Annotated in this window: 24 protein-coding genes; 21 read left to right on the forward strand and 3 right to left on the reverse strand. The window is 67.8% G+C overall.

Going from position 1 to position 19,522, the window contains the following annotated elements:
- Window positions 1-4 precede the first annotated feature (4 nt).
- The 18 genes from ACFY3I_RS28000 (at window position 5) to ACFY3I_RS28085 (ending at window position 12,300) form a co-directional block, all read left to right on the forward strand.
- Window positions 5-190, forward strand: coding sequence for a type Z 30S ribosomal protein S14 (locus ACFY3I_RS28000; protein ID WP_003948630.1), 186 nt, complete (start codon window positions 5-7; stop codon window positions 188-190).
- 210 nt (window positions 191-400) lie between these two features.
- Complete coding sequence (rpsH, locus tag ACFY3I_RS28005) at window positions 401-799, forward strand: 30S ribosomal protein S8 (RefSeq protein ID WP_089099428.1); 399 nt, start codon at window positions 401-403, stop codon at window positions 797-799.
- Window positions 800-823: 24 nt separating this feature from the next.
- Window positions 824-1,363, forward strand: a complete 540-nt coding sequence (rplF, locus tag ACFY3I_RS28010; RefSeq protein ID WP_365283727.1) for a 50S ribosomal protein L6 — start codon at window positions 824-826, stop codon at window positions 1,361-1,363.
- Window positions 1,364-1,366: 3 nt separating this feature from the next.
- Window positions 1,367-1,750: a 50S ribosomal protein L18 gene (rplR, locus tag ACFY3I_RS28015; protein WP_089099426.1), complete on the forward strand. Its 384-nt coding sequence runs from the start codon at window positions 1,367-1,369 to the stop codon at window positions 1,748-1,750.
- Window positions 1,751-1,786: 36 nt separating this feature from the next.
- Entirely contained in the window at window positions 1,787-2,392 is a 606-nt protein-coding gene (gene rpsE / locus ACFY3I_RS28020) for a 30S ribosomal protein S5 (protein WP_009190144.1), read from the forward strand.
- A gap of 2 nt (window positions 2,393-2,394) precedes the next feature.
- Complete coding sequence (gene rpmD, locus ACFY3I_RS28025; RefSeq protein WP_003974250.1) at window positions 2,395-2,577, forward strand: 50S ribosomal protein L30; 183 nt, start codon at window positions 2,395-2,397, stop codon at window positions 2,575-2,577.
- A 2-nt stretch (window positions 2,578-2,579) separates the two neighbouring features.
- Complete coding sequence (gene rplO, locus ACFY3I_RS28030; RefSeq protein WP_365283730.1) at window positions 2,580-3,035, forward strand: 50S ribosomal protein L15; 456 nt, start codon at window positions 2,580-2,582, stop codon at window positions 3,033-3,035.
- A 350-nt stretch (window positions 3,036-3,385) separates the two neighbouring features.
- Window positions 3,386-4,699: a preprotein translocase subunit SecY gene (gene secY, locus ACFY3I_RS28035; RefSeq protein WP_365283731.1), complete on the forward strand. Its 1,314-nt coding sequence runs from the start codon at window positions 3,386-3,388 to the stop codon at window positions 4,697-4,699.
- Window positions 4,699-5,364: an adenylate kinase gene (locus ACFY3I_RS28040; RefSeq protein WP_365283733.1), complete on the forward strand. Its 666-nt coding sequence runs from the start codon at window positions 4,699-4,701 to the stop codon at window positions 5,362-5,364. The genes secY and ACFY3I_RS28040 overlap by 1 nt, the downstream gene beginning before the upstream one ends.
- 104 nt (window positions 5,365-5,468) lie before the next feature.
- Complete coding sequence (gene map / locus ACFY3I_RS28045) at window positions 5,469-6,305, forward strand: type I methionyl aminopeptidase (RefSeq protein WP_365283735.1); 837 nt, start codon at window positions 5,469-5,471, stop codon at window positions 6,303-6,305.
- 235 nt (window positions 6,306-6,540) lie between these two features.
- A complete protein-coding gene (gene infA, locus ACFY3I_RS28050) occupies window positions 6,541-6,762 on the forward strand; it encodes a translation initiation factor IF-1 (RefSeq protein WP_003948620.1) in 222 nt (73 codons plus the stop codon).
- Window positions 6,763-6,823: 61 nt separating this feature from the next.
- Window positions 6,824-6,937, forward strand: coding sequence for a 50S ribosomal protein L36 (rpmJ, locus tag ACFY3I_RS28055; protein ID WP_003998809.1), 114 nt, complete (start codon window positions 6,824-6,826; stop codon window positions 6,935-6,937).
- A 191-nt stretch (window positions 6,938-7,128) separates the two neighbouring features.
- Window positions 7,129-7,509, forward strand: a complete 381-nt coding sequence (gene rpsM / locus ACFY3I_RS28060) for a 30S ribosomal protein S13 (RefSeq protein ID WP_360487433.1) — start codon at window positions 7,129-7,131, stop codon at window positions 7,507-7,509.
- A 70-nt stretch (window positions 7,510-7,579) separates the two neighbouring features.
- Window positions 7,580-7,984: a 30S ribosomal protein S11 gene (rpsK, locus tag ACFY3I_RS28065; RefSeq protein WP_003956432.1), complete on the forward strand. Its 405-nt coding sequence runs from the start codon at window positions 7,580-7,582 to the stop codon at window positions 7,982-7,984.
- A gap of 124 nt (window positions 7,985-8,108) precedes the next feature.
- Window positions 8,109-9,131, forward strand: a complete 1,023-nt coding sequence (locus ACFY3I_RS28070; RefSeq protein WP_003966937.1) for a DNA-directed RNA polymerase subunit alpha — start codon at window positions 8,109-8,111, stop codon at window positions 9,129-9,131.
- Between the two features lie 86 nt (window positions 9,132-9,217).
- On the forward strand, window positions 9,218-9,724 hold the full coding sequence (gene rplQ / locus ACFY3I_RS28075) for a 50S ribosomal protein L17 (RefSeq protein WP_365283738.1): 507 nt from the start codon (window positions 9,218-9,220) through the stop codon (window positions 9,722-9,724).
- A 127-nt stretch (window positions 9,725-9,851) separates the two neighbouring features.
- A complete protein-coding gene (gene truA / locus ACFY3I_RS28080; RefSeq protein ID WP_390863652.1) occupies window positions 9,852-10,697 on the forward strand; it encodes a tRNA pseudouridine(38-40) synthase TruA in 846 nt (281 codons plus the stop codon).
- 232 nt (window positions 10,698-10,929) lie between these two features.
- Window positions 10,930-12,300, forward strand: coding sequence for a polysaccharide deacetylase family protein (locus ACFY3I_RS28085; protein ID WP_390863654.1), 1,371 nt, complete (start codon window positions 10,930-10,932; stop codon window positions 12,298-12,300).
- 3 nt (window positions 12,301-12,303) lie between these two features.
- Here the strand turns inward: ACFY3I_RS28085 and ACFY3I_RS28090 are convergent, their stop codons facing one another.
- Together ACFY3I_RS28090 and ACFY3I_RS28095 are read right to left on the reverse strand one after the other, a co-directional pair.
- Window positions 12,304-14,220 carry a glycosyltransferase gene (locus ACFY3I_RS28090; RefSeq protein WP_390863656.1) on the reverse strand — a complete coding sequence of 639 codons (1,917 nt, stop codon included), beginning with the start codon at window positions 14,218-14,220 and terminating at the stop codon, window positions 12,304-12,306.
- The gene (locus ACFY3I_RS28095) at window positions 14,217-15,488 is read right to left on the reverse strand and encodes a nucleotide sugar dehydrogenase (RefSeq protein WP_390863658.1); all 1,272 of its coding nucleotides are present in this window, start codon (window positions 15,486-15,488) and stop codon (window positions 14,217-14,219) included. Before ACFY3I_RS28095 ends, ACFY3I_RS28090 begins: the two co-directional genes overlap by 4 nt.
- 214 nt (window positions 15,489-15,702) lie before the next feature.
- Between ACFY3I_RS28095 and ACFY3I_RS28100 the strand changes: the two genes are divergently transcribed.
- A complete protein-coding gene (locus ACFY3I_RS28100; protein ID WP_390863659.1) occupies window positions 15,703-17,127 on the forward strand; it encodes a cellulose binding domain-containing protein in 1,425 nt (474 codons plus the stop codon).
- 80 nt (window positions 17,128-17,207) lie between these two features.
- On the opposite strand, the gene ACFY3I_RS28105 is transcribed toward ACFY3I_RS28100, so the two are convergent.
- On the reverse strand, window positions 17,208-18,086 hold the full coding sequence (locus tag ACFY3I_RS28105) for a hypothetical protein (protein WP_365283750.1): 879 nt from the start codon (window positions 18,084-18,086) through the stop codon (window positions 17,208-17,210).
- Between the two features lie 369 nt (window positions 18,087-18,455).
- Between ACFY3I_RS28105 and rplM the strand changes: the two genes are divergently transcribed.
- Both rplM and rpsI read left to right on the forward strand, forming a co-directional pair.
- Window positions 18,456-18,899, forward strand: a complete 444-nt coding sequence (rplM, locus tag ACFY3I_RS28110; RefSeq protein ID WP_351933140.1) for a 50S ribosomal protein L13 — start codon at window positions 18,456-18,458, stop codon at window positions 18,897-18,899.
- Between the two features lie 42 nt (window positions 18,900-18,941).
- Window positions 18,942-19,454 carry a 30S ribosomal protein S9 gene (gene rpsI, locus ACFY3I_RS28115; protein ID WP_365283752.1) on the forward strand — a complete coding sequence of 171 codons (513 nt, stop codon included), beginning with the start codon at window positions 18,942-18,944 and terminating at the stop codon, window positions 19,452-19,454.
- Window positions 19,455-19,522: the final 68 nt, after the last annotated feature.

Raw genomic sequence — 19,522 nt, forward strand, 5'->3', positions numbered from 1 at the left:
CGAGATGGCGAAGAAGGCTCTGATTGCCAAGGCTGCTCGCAAGCCCAAGTTCGGTGTGCGTGGCTACACGCGCTGCCAGCGCTGCGGCCGTCCGCACTCCGTGTACCGCAAGTTCGGCCTGTGCCGCGTGTGCCTTCGTGAGATGGCTCACCGTGGCGAGCTGCCGGGCGTGACCAAGAGCTCCTGGTAATCCCCGCATTTAGGGATTCCCGAAGCTCTCGGTAAGCAATGGGCGTGTCAGGCGCCCGCCCTTCCATGGCTTAGGCTTGGAGGGTTGGGCGCCTGACGCCCCGTACGACTTACTACGCCGTAGGTCCACCGCACCGCACCCGCCTCGTCTCGGATCGAGGAGAGGGATGGGCACCTGGAAACCCCGGCGAGAGAGGCCGAAGGCCAATTCATGACCATGACTGATCCGATCGCAGACATGCTTACGCGTCTGCGGAACGCGAACTCGGCATACCACGACTCCGTGACGATGCCGGCGTCGAAGATCAAGTCTCACATCGCGGAGATCCTCCAGCAGGAGGGCTTCATCACGGGCTGGAAGGTCGAGGACGCCGAGGTCGGCAAGAACCTCGTCCTGGACCTGAAGTTCGGTCCCAACCGTGAGCGCTCCATCGCGGGCATCAAGCGCATCTCCAAGCCCGGTCTCCGGGTTTACGCGAAGTCCACCTCCCTGCCGAAGGTGCTGGGCGGCCTCGGCGTGGCGATCATCTCCACGTCGCACGGGCTCCTCACCGACAAGCAGGCCGGCAAGAAGGGCGTGGGTGGGGAAGTCCTCGCCTACGTCTGGTAGCAGAAGGGAACGGAGGAAACAGCTATGTCGCGCATCGGCAAGCTCCCCATCGCGGTTCCCGCCGGCGTGGACGTCACCATCGACGGCCGCACGGTGAAGGTCAAGGGCCCCAAGGGCGAGCTGACCCACACCGTCGTGGCACCGATCGACATCGCCAAGGGCGAGGACGGCACTCTCGCGGTGACCCGCCCCAACGACGAGCGTCAGAGCAAGGCCCTGCACGGCCTGTCCCGCACGCTGGTGGCGAACATGATCACCGGCGTGACCCAGGGTTACGTGAAGAAGCTCGAGATCAGCGGTGTCGGTTACCGCGTGACCGCCAAGGGCTCGAACCTCGAGTTCGCGCTCGGTTACAGCCACCCGATCGTGGTCGAGGCCCCCGAGGGCATCACCTTCAAGGTCGAGGCCCCGACCCGTTTCTCGGTCGAGGGCATCGACAAGCAGAAGGTCGGCGAGGTCGCGGCCAACATCCGCAAGCTGCGCAAGCCCGACCCGTACAAGGCCAAGGGCGTCAAGTACGAGGGCGAAGTCATCCGCCGCAAGGTCGGAAAGGCGGGTAAGTAAGCCATGGCATACGGACAGAAGATCCTCAAGGGCGACGCCTACAAGCGCGCCGCGATCAAGCGCCGTCACATCCGGATCCGTAAGAACATTTCCGGTACGGCGGAGCGTCCCCGTCTGGTCGTTACCCGCTCCAACCGCCACATCGTGGCCCAGGTGATCGACGACATCAAGGGTCACACCCTGGCGTCGGCGTCCACGCTGGACACCTCGGTCCGTGGTGGCGAGGGTGACAAGTCCGCGCAGGCCAAGCAGGTCGGCGCCCTGGTCGCCGAGCGTGCCAAGGCCGCCGGTGTCGAGGCCGTGGTGTTCGACCGTGGCGGTAACCAGTACGCCGGCCGCATCGCGGCTCTGGCGGACGCCGCCCGCGAGGCCGGGCTCAAGTTCTGAGCCGCTTGTAGCTAGCGGAAAGAGAGAGGTAATCCAATGGCTGGACCCCAGCGCCGCGGTGGCGGTGCCGGTGGCGGCGAGCGGCGGGACCGGAAGGGCCGTGACGGCGGCGCTGCTGCCGCCGAGAAGACCGCGTACGTTGAGCGCGTTGTCGCGATCAACCGCGTCGCCAAGGTTGTGAAGGGTGGTCGTCGCTTCAGCTTCACCGCGCTGGTCGTGGTGGGCGACGGTGACGGCACCGTGGGTGTCGGTTACGGCAAGGCCAAGGAGGTGCCGGCCGCCATCGCCAAGGGTGTTGAGGAGGCCAAGAAGCACTTCTTCAAGGTCCCCCGTATCCAGGGCACCATCCCGCACCCCATCCAGGGTGAGAAGGCTGCCGGCGTCGTCCTGCTCAAGCCCGCGTCCCCCGGTACCGGTGTTATCGCCGGTGGCCCGGTGCGTGCCGTGCTCGAGTGCGCCGGTATCCACGACGTGCTGTCGAAGTCGCTCGGCTCCGACAACGCGATCAACATCGTGCACGCGACGGTGGAGGCCCTGAAGGGTCTGCAGCGTCCCGAGGAGATCGCGGCCCGCCGCGGTCTGCCCCTGGAGGACGTCGCTCCCGCGGCTCTGCTGCGTGCGCGTGCCGGGGCGGGTGCGTAATCATGGCGCAGCTCAAGATTACGCAGGTCAAGTCCTACATCGGCAGCAAGCAGAACCACCGTGACACCCTGCGTTCCCTTGGTCTCAAGGGCATCAACACGCAGGTCGTCAAGGAGGACCGCCCCGAGTTCCGCGGCATGGTGCACACCGTCCGCCACCTCGTGACGGTCGAGGAGGTCGACTGATCATGGCGGAGAACAACCCGCTCAAGATCCACAACCTCCGTCCTGCCCCGGGCGCCAAGACCGCCAAGACCCGTGTGGGTCGTGGTGAGGCGTCGAAGGGTAAGACGGCTGGTCGTGGTACCAAGGGTACGAAGGCCCGTTACCAGGTGCCGGAGCGCTTCGAGGGTGGCCAGATGCCCCTCCACATGCGTCTTCCGAAGCTGAAGGGCTTCAAGAACCCGTTCAAGACCGAGTTCCAGGTCGTGAACCTCGAGAAGCTGGCCGCGCTGTACCCGGAGGGTGGCGAGGTCACCGTCGAGGGTCTCGTCGCCAAGGGTGCCGTTCGCAAGAACAGCCTCGTCAAGGTGCTCGGCCAGGGTGAGGTCTCCGTGGCGCTGCAGGTGACGGTCGACGCCGTCTCCGGCTCCGCCAAGGAGAAGATCACCGCCGCCGGCGGCACCGTCACCGAGCTCGTCTGAGCCCGGTTGACGCCTGACCCAGGTCAGTGATTTCGGCCGGGGACGTCCTCTCACGAGGTTCGTCCCCGGCCGTTCTCGTCTCCGGCGTGAGGCGTCAGTCCTCGATCAGCCGTTCGGTACGGGCGGCCGTCGCTCGCTCGTGCGAGTGGTAAGCGGTTTTTGTACGCAGGTGTTCGAGATATTGCCCTCTAAGAGCCATACGGATCGGTGTCCCGCGGGGACCTCGATATGGGTAGGCTGGGCCGCTGGTATCCAGCGCCGTCTCGGCATGCCGTAATCTCGTTCCACAGGCCATCTAACCCTTAGTCATCCACCTCACGCGCGCACACGCGGGGGTCGCAGGAGGCACCGTGCTCACCGCGTTCGCCCGGGCGTTCAGGACGCCCGACCTGCGCAAGAAACTGCTCTTCACGCTGGCCATCATCGTGGTCTACCGGGTCGGCACGCACATCCCGATCCCCGGCGTCAACTACAAAGCCGTTCAGACGTGCGTGACCGAGGCCTCCGGCAACCAGGGCCTGTTCGGTCTCGTCAACATGTTCAGCGGTGGTGCGCTGCTCCAGATCACGATCTTCGCGCTCGGCATCATGCCGTACATCACCGCCAGCATCATTCTTCAGCTGCTCACCGTGGTCATCCCGCGCCTGGAAGCCCTGAAGAAGGAGGGCCAGGCGGGCACGACGAAGATCACGCAGTACACGCGTTACCTGACGGTGGCCCTCGCCATCCTGCAGGGCACCGGCCTCGTCGCCACCGCCCGCAGCGGCGCGCTCTTCAACGGCTGCACGGTCGCCTCCAGCATCGTGCCGGACCAGGCGATCTTCACGACCATCACGATGGTCATCTGCATGACCGCCGGTACCGCCGTCGTCATGTGGCTCGGTGAGCTCATCACCGACCGCGGCATCGGCAACGGCATGTCGATCCTGATGTTCATCTCGATCGCCGCCACCTTCCCGTCCGCGCTGTGGGCCATCAAGAAGCAGGGCACCCTGGCCGGCGGCTGGATCGAGTTCGGCACGGTCATCGCGGTCGGCCTGGTCATGGTCGCCCTGGTGGTCTTCGTCGAGCAGGCCCAGCGCCGGGTTCCGGTCCAGTACGCGAAGCGCATGATCGGCCGCCGGTCCTACGGCGGTACGTCGACCTACATCCCGCTCAAGGTGAACCAGGCCGGTGTCATCCCGGTCATCTTCGCCTCGTCGCTGCTGTACATCCCGGCCCTCGTGGCGCAGTTCGCCGGCGGCAACTCGGGCTGGAAGACGTGGGTCACCCAGAACCTCACCAAGGGTGACCACCCGATCTACATCACCGCGTACTTCTTGCTGATCGTTTTCTTCGCGTTCTTCTACGTCGCCATCTCCTTCAACCCCGAAGAAGTAGCCGACAACATGAAGAAGTATGGTGGCTTCATCCCGGGCATCCGGGCTGGCCGACCGACCGCTGAGTACCTCTCGTACGTGCTCAACCGGATCACCTGGCCGGGTTCGCTGTATCTGGGCCTGATCGCTCTCGTACCGACGATGGCGTTGGTTGGCTTTGGGGCAAGCCAGAACTTCCCGTTCGGTGGTACCAGCATCCTGATCATCGTGGGTGTCGGCCTCGAGACGGTGAAGCAGATCGAGAGCCAGCTTCAGCAGCGCAATTACGAAGGGTTCCTCCGCTGATGCGAATCGTCCTCGTCGGGCCGCCTGGTGCCGGTAAGGGAACGCAAGCCGTTCGCCTCGCCGAGAAGCTGAAGATTCCGCACATCTCCACGGGCGACCTGTTCCGGGCCAACATCAGCCAGCAGACGGATCTCGGGAAGCTCGCGAAGTCCTACATGGACGCCGGCAACCTCGTCCCGGACGAGGTCACCATCGCCATGGCCAAGGACCGCATGGAGCAGCCGGACGCGACCGGTGGTTTCCTGCTGGACGGATTCCCGCGCAACGTCTCACAGGCCGAGGCGCTCGACGAGCTGCTGCAGGCCGAGAGCATCAAGCTCGACGCGGTACTGGACCTGGAGGTCCCGGAGGAAGAGGTCGTCAAGCGGATCGCGGGTCGCCGCATCTGCCGCAAGGACAACGGCCACGTCTTCCACGTGACCTACAGCCCGCCGAAGGCCGAGGGCGTCTGCGACATCTGCGGCGGCGAGCTCTACCAGCGCGACGACGACTCCGAGGACACCGTCCGTACGCGGCTGGAGGTCTACCACACGCAGACCGAGCCCATCATCGACTACTACAAGTCGCAGGGCCTGGTCCGCACGATCTCCTCGCTGGGCCCGGTGGACGAGATCACCCGGCGGGCGCTGGACGCGCTCCGGCGGGACGAGGACGAGAAGAAGTAGTTCTACGGCGGTTGCGGCCGCGGTGCCCCCTCGGGTGCCGCGGCCGTACTGTTGTCAGGTATCCGGTTGACGTTGACGTGAGTGACGGAGAGCGCAGGCCCCCCATGGTGCAGATCAAGACCCCCGAGCAGATCGCCAAGATGCGGGCGGCGGGCCTGGTCGTAGCCGCCATCCACGCGGCCACCCGCGAGGTCGCCGTCCCCGGCGCCAGCACCAAGGACCTCGACGAGGTGGCCCGGAAGGTCCTCGCCGAGCACGGCGCCAAGTCGAACTTCCTCGGATACGGCGGCTTCCCGGCGACCATCTGCACGTCCGTCAACGACGTGGTCGTGCACGGCATCCCCGCAGAGGACGTCGTCCTCAAGGACGGCGACATCATCTCCATCGACTGCGGCGCGGTCGTCGACGGCTGGCACGGCGACGCGGCCTACACGGCGTTCGTGGGCTCCGGTCACGCTCCGGAACTCGTCGAGCTCTCCCGGGTGACCGAGGAGTCGATGTGGGCCGGCATCGCCGCGATGAAGCAGGGCAACCGGCTGGTGGACGTGTCCCGGGCCGTCGAGACGTACATCCGCCGCCAGCCGAAGCCGGGCGGCGGCCGGTACGGGATCATCGAGGACTACGGCGGCCACGGCATCGGCACCGAGATGCACATGGACCCGCACCTGCTGAACTACGTCGACCGGCGGCGGGGCAAGGGCCCGAAGCTGGTCCCCGGGTTCTGCCTGGCCATCGAGCCGATGGTGTCGCTGGGTACGCCGCGGACCGAGGTGCTGGAGGACGACTGGACGGTCATCACGACCGACGGGACGTGGTCCTCGCACTGGGAGCACAGCGTTGCACTGACCGAAGAGGGTCCCTTGGTGCTGACGGCGCCCGACGGGGGTAAGGCCAAGCTGGCCGAGCACGGGATCACGGCTGCGCCGGATCCGCTGGGCTGAGCGTTCCGGAATCTGCGGCCCGGTGGGGGCCGAGCGCGCAGTTCCCCGCGCCCCCGAGGGGCGCTTTACGTGAGCGTGCTTAATGATCTGCCCCGCGGGGCAGTCTTTCTCGATTCGTCTTTCCGGGTGCGCTGACGTAGACTGACTCGTCGGCTCTCGTGCACCCGCATGTCCGCATGCGCCCGAGAGGGAATACGCGGGAGTCGATCAAGGTAGTCGATTCGAAGGGCGAAGCGTGGCCAAGAAGCAAGGTGCCATCGAGATCGAGGGCACTGTCGTCGAGTCTCTTCCGAACGCGATGTTCAAGGTCGAGCTCCAGAACGGCCACCAGGTCCTGGCACACATCAGCGGCAAGATGCGTATGCACTACATCCGCATCCTCCCTGACGACCGGGTCGTGGTGGAGTTGTCTCCGTACGACCTGACGCGTGGCCGGATCGTCTACCGATACAAGTAGATCTTGCCCAGGTCCCGTGCGAGCGGGGCTGCCGGCAACTGACCCGGAGAACCTCAATCCCATGAAGGTCAAGCCGAGCGTCAAGAAGATCTGCGACAAGTGCAGGGTGATCCGCCGTCACGGTCGGGTCATGGTCATTTGCGAGAACCCGCGCCACAAGCAGCGCCAGGGCTGACGCACGACCGATCCCTCTGCACCCATCGCAGAGATTCGCGCGACGCAAGCTGAATTTGTTCATACGCAGGGCCCGAGTCCGAGAAGGCTCGACACCCCCGGTTCGGAGGCCGGGGACCCAGTTCGTACCTGGTACGGCGGCTGGGATCCGGTCCTGCGGAAGACCTCCGAAGATCACCAGGAGCCATTGAAGTGGCACGCGTTTCCGGTGTTGACATCCCGCGCGAAAAGCGTGTGGAAGTCGCCCTCACCTACGTGTTCGGCATCGGCCGCACGCTCTCCCAGCTGACGCTGGCCGAGACCGGCATCGACCCGAACACCCGCGTCCGTGACCTGACTGAAGAGCAGCTGGTCGCGATTCGTGAGTACGTCGACAGCAACATCAAGACCGAGGGTGACCTCCGTCGCGAGATCCAGGCCGACATCCGCCGCAAGGTCGAGATCGGCTGCTACCAGGGTCTGCGTCACCGCCGCGGTCTGCCCGTCCGCGGTCAGCGCACCAGCACCAACGCCCGCACCCGCAAGGGCCCGCGTCGCGCCATCGCCGGCAAGAAGAAGCCGGGCAAGAAGTAGTCCTCAGCGGACAACGCTTCATCAGCGGTCTTCGCTGTAGGACCGACCACCTCCCCGTAGGAGTTACTAGATGCCCCCCAAGGGTCGTCAGGGCGCTGCCAAGAAGGTGCGCCGCAAGGAAAAGAAGAACGTCGCTCACGGCCACGCGCACATCAAGAGCACGTTCAACAACACGATCGTCTCCATCACGGACCCGTCGGGCAACGTGATCTCCTGGGCCTCCGCCGGCCACGTCGGCTTCAAGGGCTCCCGGAAGTCCACGCCGTTCGCCGCGCAGATGGCCGCCGAGTCGGCCGCCCGTCGCGCGCAGGAGCACGGCATGCGCAAGGTCGACGTGTTCGTGAAGGGCCCGGGTTCCGGTCGCGAGACCGCGATCCGCTCCCTGCAGGCCACGGGCCTCGAGGTCGGCTCCATCCAGGACGTCACCCCGACCCCGCACAACGGCTGCCGTCCGCCGAAGCGCCGCCGCGTCTGACGCGACGCCTTCGGGCCTGAGGTTTCCGGGCGGTACGGCTCAGTGAATGGGCCGTATCGCCCGTACCCTTGCAGTACCAGCAGGGCGTCAAATAGCGGGCGCCCGCAACTGAAGGATCCACACCATGCTGATCGCTCAGCGTCCCTCGTTGACCGAAGAGGTCGTCGACGAATTCCGCTCCCGGTTCGTGATCGAGCCGCTGGAGCCGGGCTTCGGCTACACCCTCGGCAACTCCCTGCGCCGCACCCTCCTGTCGTCGATCCCCGGCGCTGCTGTCACCAGCATCCGCATCGACGGTGTCCTGCACGAGTTCACCACCGTGCCGGGCGTCAAGGAGGACGTGACCGACCTGATCCTCAACATCAAGCAGCTGGTCGTCTCCTCGGAGCACGACGAGCCGGTCGTGATGTACCTGCGCAAGCAGGGCCCGGGTCTGGTCACCGCCGCCGACATCGCGCCCCCGGCCGGTGTCGAGGTGCACAACCCCGACCTGGTCCTCGCCACGCTCAACGGCAAGGGCAAGCTGGAGATGGAGCTGACGGTCGAGCGCGGCCGCGGTTACGTCTCCGCCGTGCAGAACAAGCAGGTGGGCCAGGAGATCGGCCGTATCCCGGTCGACTCCATCTACTCGCCGGTGCTCAAGGTCACGTACAAGGTCGAGGCGACCCGTGTCGAGCAGCGCACCGACTTCGACAAGCTGATCGTCGACGTCGAGACGAAGCAGGCCATGCGGCCGCGTGACGCCATGGCGTCGGCCGGCAAGACCCTGGTGGAGCTGTTCGGTCTCGCCCGCGAGCTGAACATCGACGCCGAGGGCATCGACATGGGCCCGTCCCCGACGGACGCCGCCCTGGCCGCCGACCTGGCGCTGCCGATCGAGGAGCTGGAGCTCACGGTCCGCTCCTACAACTGCCTCAAGCGTGAGGGCATCCACTCCGTGGGTGAGCTCGTCGCGCGCTCCGAGGCCGACCTCCTGGACATCCGCAACTTCGGTGCGAAGTCCATCGACGAGGTCAAGGCGAAGCTGGCCGGCATGGGCCTGGCCCTCAAGGACAGCCCGCCCGGATTCGACCCCACGGCCGCTGCCGACGCCTTCGGCGCCGACGACGACGCGGACGCGGGTTTCGTGGAGACCGAGCAGTACTGATCGGTCGTATGCCGGTGGGCATCCGCCCACCGGGTTCCTGACCCCGGTACCTGACACGGCCGGGGCAGACACACAGGAGAAGAACCATGCCGAAGCCCACCAAGGGTGCCCGTATGGGCGGCAGCGCCGCGCACGAGAAGCTGCTCCTCGCGAACCTCGCGAAGGCGCTCTTCGAGCACGGCCGCATCACCACCACCGAGGCGAAGGCCCGCAAGCTGCGGCCGTACGCCGAGCGTCTGGTCACCAAGGCGAAGAAGGGCGACCTTCACAACCGCCGCCAGGTGCTCCAGGTCATCACGGACAAGGGCATCGTGCACACGCTCTTCACCGAGATCGGCCCGCGGTACGAGAACCGTCCGGGTGGCTACACCCGCATCACCAAGATCGGTAACCGTCGCGGCGACAACGCGCCCATGGCGGTCATCGAGCTGGTCGAGGCGCTGACGGTCGCGCAGCAGGCTACGGGTGAGGCCGAGGCCGCCACCAAGCGTGCGGTCAAGGAGTCCGAGGAGGCCAAGGTCGAGGAGACCAAGGCCGACGAGGTCGTCGAGGACGCCAAGGCCGACGAGACCGAGGAGTCGAAGGAGGCGTAAGGCCGCCCTTCGGCTGCCGGTCCGCGTGGCTGGTCGCGCAGTTCCCCGCGCCTCTCTGGGGCGTGCTGGTGGGCCCGTTCCCTTCGAGGAGCGGGCCCACTTTTTTGGTGCCTGAGAGGAATCTTCCGTGAGTGACGAAGTGCAGCCCGGTTACGTCCGCGTCCGTCTCGACCTGTCGTACGACGGGAGCGGGTTCCACGGCTGGGCCAAGCAGGCCGGTGGGAAGCGGACCGTCCAGGGGGAGATCGAGGACGCGCTGCGGGTCGTCACCCGGTCGCAGGAGACGACGTACGAGCTGACCGTCGCCGGGCGGACGGACGCCGGGGTGCACGCGCGGGGCCAGGTGGCGCACGTCGATCTGCCGGCCGGGGTGTGGGAGGAGCAGCGGGAGAAGCTGCTGAAGCGGCTCGCCGGGCGGCTGCCGAAGGACGTTCGGGTGTGGACGCTCCAGGAGGCGCCGGCCGGGTTCAACGCGCGGTTCGCGGCGCTGTGGCGGCGGTACGTCTACCGGGTCGGCGACCGGCCGGGCGGCGTCGATCCGCTGCTGCGCGGCCATGTGCTGTGGCACGACTGGGAGTTGGACGTGGCCGTGATGGACACGGCCGCCAAGTCGCTGGTGGGGGAGCACGACTTCGCGGCGTACGCGAAGAAGCGCGAGGGCGCGACGACGATCCGGGAGATCCTCGGCTTCGGGGTGAGCCGGCGCGGGGACGGGGTCGTCGAGATCGAGGTGCGGGCGGACGCCTTCTGCCACAACCAGGTGCGGTCCATGGTCGGCGCGCTGCTGTTCGTCGGCGACGGGCACCGGGGTGTGGAGTGGCCGCGGAAGGTGCTGGACGCGGGCGTGCGGGACAGCGCCGTGCACGTCGTACGACCGCACGGGCTGACTCTGGAGGAGGTCGCGTACCCGGCGGCCGACCAACTGCTCGAACGGCAGCGGCAGGCGCGGCGGGTGCGGGGGCAGGTGCACTGAGACCGGGTGGGAATTCCCGGTCCCGTCCGTACTGCTGAAAACCGCTCAGGGCCGTTGGCGCCGGCCCCTTCCGTTGTCTCTCTTTTTACCCTCGTACCACTTGTATCGGGCACCCGAATTACGTTTCATCAATGCGGGGGCTGGTGTTGTGCATGGGGTGGGAGGGGAAAAGGCTTTGAGTGACGGCGGCAGGAATTCCGGGTCGTTCGGACGGCGTTCCGCACTGCGGGTCATGGGGCTGGGGGGTCTGGCCACGGCCGGGGCGCTGGGCATGCCGCCCGCCACGGCGGGCGCGGCCCCCTCGGACGGTCTGGCGGTGCCGCCGTTCGCCCCCACCGGCCGGCGGCCGCGCTTTCGCCGGGCGACCTGGAGCCAGCAGTTCCAGGCCGGTCACGGCTGGTCGGCCCAGGGTGCGGGCACCGCCTCGTCGAACCCGGTGGACACCGCCGTGTTCACCCGGGGAAGTTCCTCGGTGCGGGTGACGACGACGGGCACCGGCGTCCAGTCGTCCGTCCGCAGGACGGGCATGGCCCCCATGGACCTGACCGGCAGGATGATCCGGCTGGTCTTCCGGGTCACCGACGTCACCCACCTCGGCAAGGTCGTCTTCTACCTCGGGCGCGGCGGCCTCAAGGACTTCTACAGCTGGCGGGTCCACACCCGTACCGCGAACCCGGCCGAATACGTGCAGTCCGGGGAGTGGGTGACGGTGCACCTGCAGTGGGCCGACGTGTCCGCCGCGTCCGGTGCCTACACGCTCTCCGCGTCCGGCGACCCGTCGGTGCGGTCGGGTTTCACCGACATGTCGTTCGCCGTCTACGACGACGCCGGGGCCCCGGTGACGTACAACCTGCAGGCCGTCGAGCTGGTGCCGGACACCACGTCGGTGTTCCCCAAGGGTGTGGTCTCCGTGACCTTCGACGACTCGCAGGTGTCGGTCCACGATCTCGCCCGCCCGGTCATGGACTCCCTCGGCATGCCGGGCACGCTCTACAACATCGCCGAGGCGGTCGGCACCGGCGGCTTCGTGAACATCGCGCAGATGCGGTCCCTGCAGGATTTCTCCGGCTGGGAAATGGCCGGGCACGCCTACGCCGACGCGGTGCACACGGCGGGATATCCCGCGCTGACCGCACAACAGGCCGACGACGATTTCCGCAAGCTCCGGGAATGGCTCGTCGGGAATGGATTCACCAGCGAGCATTTCGCCTATCCGCACGGCGAATTCCAGAAGACCACCGACGGGGTTCCCGTGGACCTGCTGGCCGCGCGCCACTTCACCACGGCCCGTTCGATCATTTCCGAGACGGTCGAGAGTTACGCGCCGGCCATGCCCTATCGCCTCAAGGCGGTGACCGGCATCACCGACGGGACGGGTGTCGGAGGCACGGCCCTGGCCGGCGTGACCGGCACGGGGGGTGCCCTGGACCGCTGTGCCCGCAGCGGCAGCTGGCTCGTCCTGTGCCTCCACAAGGTGGTGACGGGAACGCCGGTGGCGAGCACCGAGATCAGCCTGGCCGGTCTCCGTCAGCTGATGACGGGGATCCAGGACCGGGGGATCACGGTGCTCACCGTCCAGGAGGCGATGGCGTACTACGGCTGACCGTCAGCGGTGGCCGCCGAACCAGCCGTCGTCGTGCTGAGCGGGGTGACCGTGCCGGCCGTGCCCGCCGTGCTGGTCGCCGTGCTCGCCGTGCCCGCCGTACTGCTCGTGCGGCGGGTTCCAGGGCTGCGGCTGCGGCTGCTGCTGCTCGGGGTGGGGCTGCTGCTGGACGTACGGCCGCGGGCCCTGTCCCTGGTCGTACCCCTGCTGGGGGTAGGCGTAGGACACCTGGTCGGCGTAGGGCTGCTGGTACTGCGGTACGCCGTGGCCGGGCTGCTGGACGGGCTGGGCGGGCTGCGGCGCGTGCCCCTGGTGCCCCGCGCCGCTCCACGCGACCTGCTGCTGAGGCGCGTTGCGGCCCATGTCCCGCAACTCGCCCTGGGTGTGCCCGGGGTAGGCCTGCGCCGGGCCGCCCGGGTGGCGCGGCGCGGCGTGCGGGGCCGTGCGGGCCAGGGCGATGCCCTCCAGGCGCATCATCTCGATGGTCGAGGAGACCTGCTGGGAGGAGTACTCGTCCTCCTCCTCGTAGACCGCCGAGACGTCCTGCTCGTGGTCGCCGGCCACGGACACCTCGACGCCGCCCTGACGGGTGCCCCAGCTTCCCTTGTGCAGGGTGAGCAGCGCGTAGAAGCGCAGCGGGGTCAGCAGCACCAACTGGATGACGCCGTACAGCGGGGCCAGCAGGAACATGCCGAAGCGTCTGACGAAGCCCATGCCGCGGCGCGGGAAGTCCAGGTACCGGACGTTGCGCAGGTAGCCCATGAGGACCATGAAGACCAGGTAGTCGCCGAGGTGGTTGACGAACCGCGCGGGCTGCATGATCGGCAGGATGACCATGGAGTAGAACATCGCCGAGCCGAAGATCAGCCACAGGGCGAGTTCCATGCAGGTCAGCCAGAAGGCGGGCCGGTACTTCTTCTGGTGGGTGAAGGCCCACAGGGACTCACGGAAGAAGGACTTGTTCCAGCGGACCTGCTGGCGCAGGAAGTGCGGGAGCTTCTCGGGGACCGCGGTGTAGCCGACGGCCGTCTCCTGGAAGACGACCTGGCCCTCCATCAGGCAGTAGTTGGTCATGCGCCGGTCGTCGCCGAAGACGGCGGGCTTGCCGAGGAACTGCTGGTTCAGGAAGTCCGGCAGGTACTTGCGCACCAGTGTGCCGCGGTACACCGACAGGGCGCCGCAGCAGCACAGGACCGACTTCAGCCGGGAGTACGCGGCCCGCTCGAACAGGAACGAGTTGCCGTACCGCAGGTCCTGCAGGCGCGTGAAGATGTTGCTGTCGTGGTTGAGCGCGAGGACCATGCCGGTGGAGGCCATGGTCTTCGGGTCGGCCATCGGCAGCAGCAGCTCACGGACCGTGTCCCGGGACAGGATCGTGTCGGAGTCCACGCACAGGAACAGGTCCGAGTAGGGCGCCGCCTCGAAGCCGAGGGCGAGCGCCTCGCGCTTGCCCTTGTTCTCCGGCTGCACGCTGACCGTGTACTTCACGCCCTGCGCCTCGAACTCGCGGCGCAGCTTCTTCGCCGCCCTGATGCCGGAGGAGTCGGCGCTGGCGTCGTCGATGATGTGGATCTCGTTGGGCAGCCGGCTCTGCGCGAGGAGGCTGCGCATGCCCTGCTCGAACATCACCGGGTCCTCGTTGTAGATCGGGATGACCGCGGTGACCCAGGAGTTGTCGAGGAGCAGGAGTTCCTCGCGGTCCGCCTTGGCGGGCCGGTAGAAGAGCGCGCCGAACATCTTCAGCGCGAGCAGGGCCAGCGCGCCGTAGGAGTACGGGTGGAGGGTGTTCGGGTCGAGCTTGGTGACGATCACGGCGGCGATGGCGAGGAAGAACAGGTACGAGACCTTCAGGTGCCGTCGTCGCCGGTGCCGGCGGGAGCCGTCGGAGTCGACGGCCCCCTGGACGTAGATGTCGGTCACAGCTTGACCACCTGGGGGTGGTCGGCCGACTTGCCGCGGGTGTCGAAGAGCAGCCGGGCGTGGTCGGCCAGCGTGCCCAGGTCGAGTTCGCTGTGCTGCTGGAGCAGGATGGTCAGATCGGCCTCGGACGCGCCGGCGAGGTAGTCCTCGACGCGGGGCACCCCGGTGCCCCCGACGGTCCACTCCGTGACGCGCGGGTCGTAGTAGGCGAGGTCGGCGCCGCGTGCCAGCAGGAGTTCGGCAACGTCCACGGCGGGGCTCTCCCGCTGGTCGGAGATGTCGGGCTTGTAGGTGACACCGAGCAGCAGGACGCGGGAGCCGCGGATCGGCCGGCCCTGCTGGTTGAGCAGGTCGGCGGCGCGGGAGACGACGTGGGCGGGCATCCGCTGGTTGATCTCCTGGGCCAGCTCCACGAAGCGGAACGGGATGCCGAGGGACCGCACCTTGTAGGAGAGGTAGTTCGGGTCGATCGGGATGCAGTGGCCGCCGACGCCGGGGCCGGGGTAGAAGGGCGCGAAGCCGAACGGCTTGCTGGAGGCGCAGCCGATGGCGTCCCAGAGGTCGACGCCGATCTCCCGGCAGAACATCGCCATCTCGTTGACCAGCGCGATGTTCACGTGCCGGTAGGTGTTCTCCAGCAGCTTGGCCATCTCGGCCTCGCGGGTGCCCTTGGCCTCGACCACGCTGCCCACGAAGCGCTCGTACAGGGCGCGGGCCGCCTTGGCGCAGTCCGGTGTGGTGCCGCCGACGACCTTGGGCGTGTTCTCCAGGCCGTAGGTCGGGTTCCCCGGGTCGATGCGCTCGGGGGAGAAGGCGAGGTAGAAGTCGGTGCCGGCCTTCAGGCCGCCGGCCTCCAGGCGGGGCCGGACGACCTCGTCGGTGGTGCCCGGGTACGTCGTGGACTCCAGGACCACCAGGGTGCCCGGGCGGAGATGGGCGGCGATGTCCTCGACGGCCGCGTTGACCGCGCCGAGGTTGGGCGCGCCGTGCTCGGTCAGCGGGGTGGGCACACAGATCACGACGGCCGCCGCGTCCGCGATGACCTCGGGCGAGTTCACCGCGCGGAAGCCCTGGTCGAGCATGGTGCGTACGTCGGCGTCGCTGATGTCGTCGACGTGCGAGGAGCCGGCGGACAGCCCCCGCACCACCGCCTCGCTGCGGTCCAGGCCGACGACCGTCAGACCGGAAGCGCTTGCCGCCCGCGCGAGGGGCAGCCCTACGTAGCCGAGCCCGATGATCACGAGATCGACTGTGGAGATTCGGTTCACAGCACTACTACCCCCCGGCGCTACAAAGCCCCCCAGCTCAAGCGCACAGTCATTCGGTATATGTCGAGGTCAGGAGGCTAACAGCGTCCACACATTCGTTCACGTTTCAAACACAGTTGTAATTGTCACGTGAAACCACGTACAACCCTTCACGCCGGTCGGGAGTCGGCCCGTTTGTCGTCGGATCCGGTCCGCAATCTGAAGGAGTCCTCCCGTGGCGTCCCGCCGTCAGCCCCGTAGTCGCAGTGGCACAGCGCGTGCTCTCAAGGTCCTGCTCGTGCTGGCCGTCCTGGCCGGCGGCACCTTCGCCGCCAGGCCGGTGTGGGACCACTTCCACCCGGAGCAGCCGGATCTCACCGTCCGCTACCGGACGCAGACCGCGGCCGACGCCGACAGCGCCCAGCCGTGGCTGGAGGTCTTCAACACCTCCGACCGGGCCGTGCCGCTCAGCGAGGTCACCCTGCGGTACTACTTCACGGCCGACGGGGCCGGGGCGTACGGCTACAACTGCGTGCAGGCGGCGGTCGGCTGCTCCAACCTCACGGGCACCGTGGTCGCCATGGACACGCCGCAGGAGGGGGCCGACCACTATCTGGAGCTCGGCTTCACCGGCGGTGCGGGCGTGCTGAGGCCCGGCGCGAACAGCGAGGGACTGGAGATCCAGCTCTACCGCACCGACCACCGGCCGGTCCGGCAGACCGGCGACTGGTCCTACGACGCCTCGAAGCGGACGTACCAGAAGTCGGGGCGGATCCCCGCCTACCGGAGCGGCGTCCTGGTGTGGGGCGATCAGCCCGGGGGCACCGGGGCCGGAGCGAGCGCCGCACCGGAGACCAGGTCCGCGCCCGAGCTGCCCGACGGCGGGCTCTTCGACGACTTCGACTACCGCGACGCGAAGGACCCCGCGCTGTTCCGGCACGGCTGGCTGGTGCGGACCAGTGAGGGCGGCCCCGGTATCGACGACACCTGGACGGCGAAGGGTGTCACCTTCCCCGCCGACAAGGGGGCGCTCGGCGGCCAGGTCCTGAACCTGCGCGCCGCCACCGACGGCACCAGGGCCGGTACCGAACAGGCCGCCCTCGGCATGAAGGAGGCGAAGGTCCGCACCGGCACCTACGCGGCCCGCATCCACTTCACGGACGCCCCGACGACCGGCGAGAACGGCGACCACGTCAACCAGACGTTCTTCACCATCGGCGGCTCGGGCGACAAGTACTCCGAACTGGACAACGAGTACATGCCGAACGGCGGGTGGGGCGCGCTCGGACCCAAGCTGGACACCACCACCTGGCGCAACGCCAAGGAAGGCGACCGGGTCACCGACAAGACGGAGAGGAGCCTGGCCGGCTGGCACACCATGGTGATGACGGTAGACAAGGACTCCGTCACCTACAGCGCCGACGGCAAGGTGCTCTACCGCAGCGGCCCGGAGTACTCCCCGCGTGCCGACATGGCGATCAACTTCAACACCTGGTTCGTGGATCTTCCGTTCACCGGAGACCGCGCCTGGGACATGAAGGTCGACTGGCTCTACTACCAGTCCGGCCGGAAGCTCAGCACGAAGCAGGCCGAGCAGGCCGCCGCCGGGTTCCAGGGCGACGGCGTGGGCTGGTTCGACACGCTGCCCGGGCGTTCCTGACCGGCGGAGTCCGGCCGCCGGCGTCCTCGGACGGCGCCGGCCGGACTCCCGCCGCGGGGCTCACGCGCCCCGTGGCCGGGTCACCGGTTCGCGGCCGCCGAGGCCTGTGCCTCGCCCCGCCTGCGGATCTGCCGGAAGGTGAACTCGGCGAGGTCGTCACCGGTCCGGAAGACCTTGGTGTCCTTGGTGGTGACGTCCTTGCCGTTGAGGAAGCCGGTGGTGGTGAAGTAGGCGTACCGGCCGACGGAGTTCGTCGTCGTACGGCAGACGCCGGAGGCGCAGAACGCCTTGGCGCCCTTGCCGGCCAGCGCGCTGACGAAGCCCTTCTTGTCGGCCTCGGTCTTGGCCTTGGCCGCCTGCGCCTCGGTGTCGAAGACCGCCACGCCGACGGTGACCGCGATGCCGTCCTTGAAGTAGGTGACGCGCATCACCTGGGTGCAGCGGTTCTTGGTGAGGACGTTCGGGAGGGTGCCCTTGGCGGCCGTGGCGCACTTCTTGGTGTCGGCCGTGGCGCCCTTCTTGTACACCGTCTCGCCCATGGTCAGCTGGGTGCCCGGGAAGAAGGTCTCGACGCTGAGCGGCGCCGTGTCCTTCTTCGCGCTGGATATGAAGTCCTCGGGATCCAGCGGCGGCGGCGCACTGGTCGGCGCGAAGGACGGCGCCGTGTCCGCCGACTCGCTCGGCAGGGAGACGGTCGCGGGCAGGTTGCTGGGCGTGCCGGAGGCGTTGTTGTCGCCGTTCGCGGACACCACGGCCATGGCGACGGCGGTGCCGATCGCCAGGGTGGCGACCACGCCGCCGCCGATGAACAGCACTCTGCGCCGCTTGTTGCGCGTCTCCGAGGCCTCGGCGAGCGCGGCCCAGTCCGGAGTCTGGTCGGCACCGCCGTTCCAGGGCTGCTGCGACTGCGGTTTCCAGGGATCCCACTGGGACTGGGGTCCCCCCTGCCCATAGCTCATGGGGCGCATCTTAGACGGGGGTCGGGGGGTGCCGGTGCGACAGTACGAAGGGTGATAGTGGACCTTTGGGGGCAGGACGGCGTATCCCGGCCGCGCCGGGTGCCCCGGGTTCGCGCCAATGTCGGCGACGGCTCGCCCGGATGTCGGCGGGAGCTCGTTTTGACCCGTCAGGGGACGTCCTTGTAAGCTTCCTCTTCGTTGTGTATTGGCTCGCTCGTTCTCACGGGAGCGGCCTCTACCTAGGTTCCCTGGAGCAGTTACCAGTGGGCGGCATACGGGCAGCGTCCCCGGCACTGTCGTCCCCAGCTGCACGATCGCTTCAGTGATGCCATGTGTCAGCACCCATCCACTGAAGAAGAAGGCTGCGAAGTGCGTACGTACAGCCCGAAGCCCGGCGATGTGACTCGCCAGTGGCACGTCATCGACGCTCAGGACATCGTCCTGGGTCGTCTCGCCACCACCGCCGCGTCCCTTCTGCGGGGCAAGCACAAGCCGATCTACGCCCCTCACGTCGACACCGGTGACTTCGTCGTCATCATCAACGCCGACAAGGTGCACCTGTCCGGCAACAAGCGGACCCAGAAGATGGCCTACCGCCACTCCGGCTACCCGGGTGGTCTGCGCTCCGTCCGCTACGACGAGCTGCTGGACAAGAACCCCGAGAAGGCCATCGAGAAGGCCGTCAAGGGCATGCTCCCCAAGAACACCCTGGGCCGTCAGATGCTCTCCAAGCTGAAGGTCTACCGAGGCGAGAACCACCCGCACGCTGCCCAGCAGCCGGTTCCGTTCGAGATCACCCAGGTCGCGCAGTAAGTCCGGCCACCCCCTAAGACTGAAGAGAATCTGAGGAGCATCGTGGCCGAGACCACTGCCGAGCAGCCGCTCGAAGAGATCGACATCGACAGCTACACCACGGAGACGGACGTCCCCGTCGAGGGCGAGTACACCTCCGAGTCCCTCGCCTCCCGTTTCGGCGACCCGCAGCCGGCCGCCGGCCTGGGCCGTCGCAAGAACGCCATCGCCCGCGTCCGGATCGTCCCGGGCACCGGCAAGTGGAAGATCAACGGTCGCACCCTTGAGGACTACTTCCCCAACAAGGTGCACCAGCAGGAAGTCAACGAGCCCTTCAAGGTGCTGGAGCTCGAGGGCCGCTACGACGTCATCGCCCGCATCGCCGGTGGCGGTGTCTCCGGTCAGGCCGGTGCGCTCCGTCTCGGTGTCGCCCGCGCGCTGAACGAGGCCGACGTCGACAACAACCGCGGCCCGCTGAAGAAGGCCGGCTTCCTCAAGCGCGACGACCGTGCGGTCGAGCGCAAGAAGGCCGGTCTGAAGAAGGCCCGCAAGGCCCCGCAGTACAGCAAGCGCTAGTCACCAGCTGCCTCTGCACGTACTCCGAACGCCCCGGCGGCACGCCACATGTGCCGTCGGGGCGTTCG

The organism is Streptomyces sp. NPDC001068, assembly GCF_042897315.1.
GTDB lineage: Bacteria > Actinomycetota > Actinomycetes > Streptomycetales > Streptomycetaceae > Streptomyces.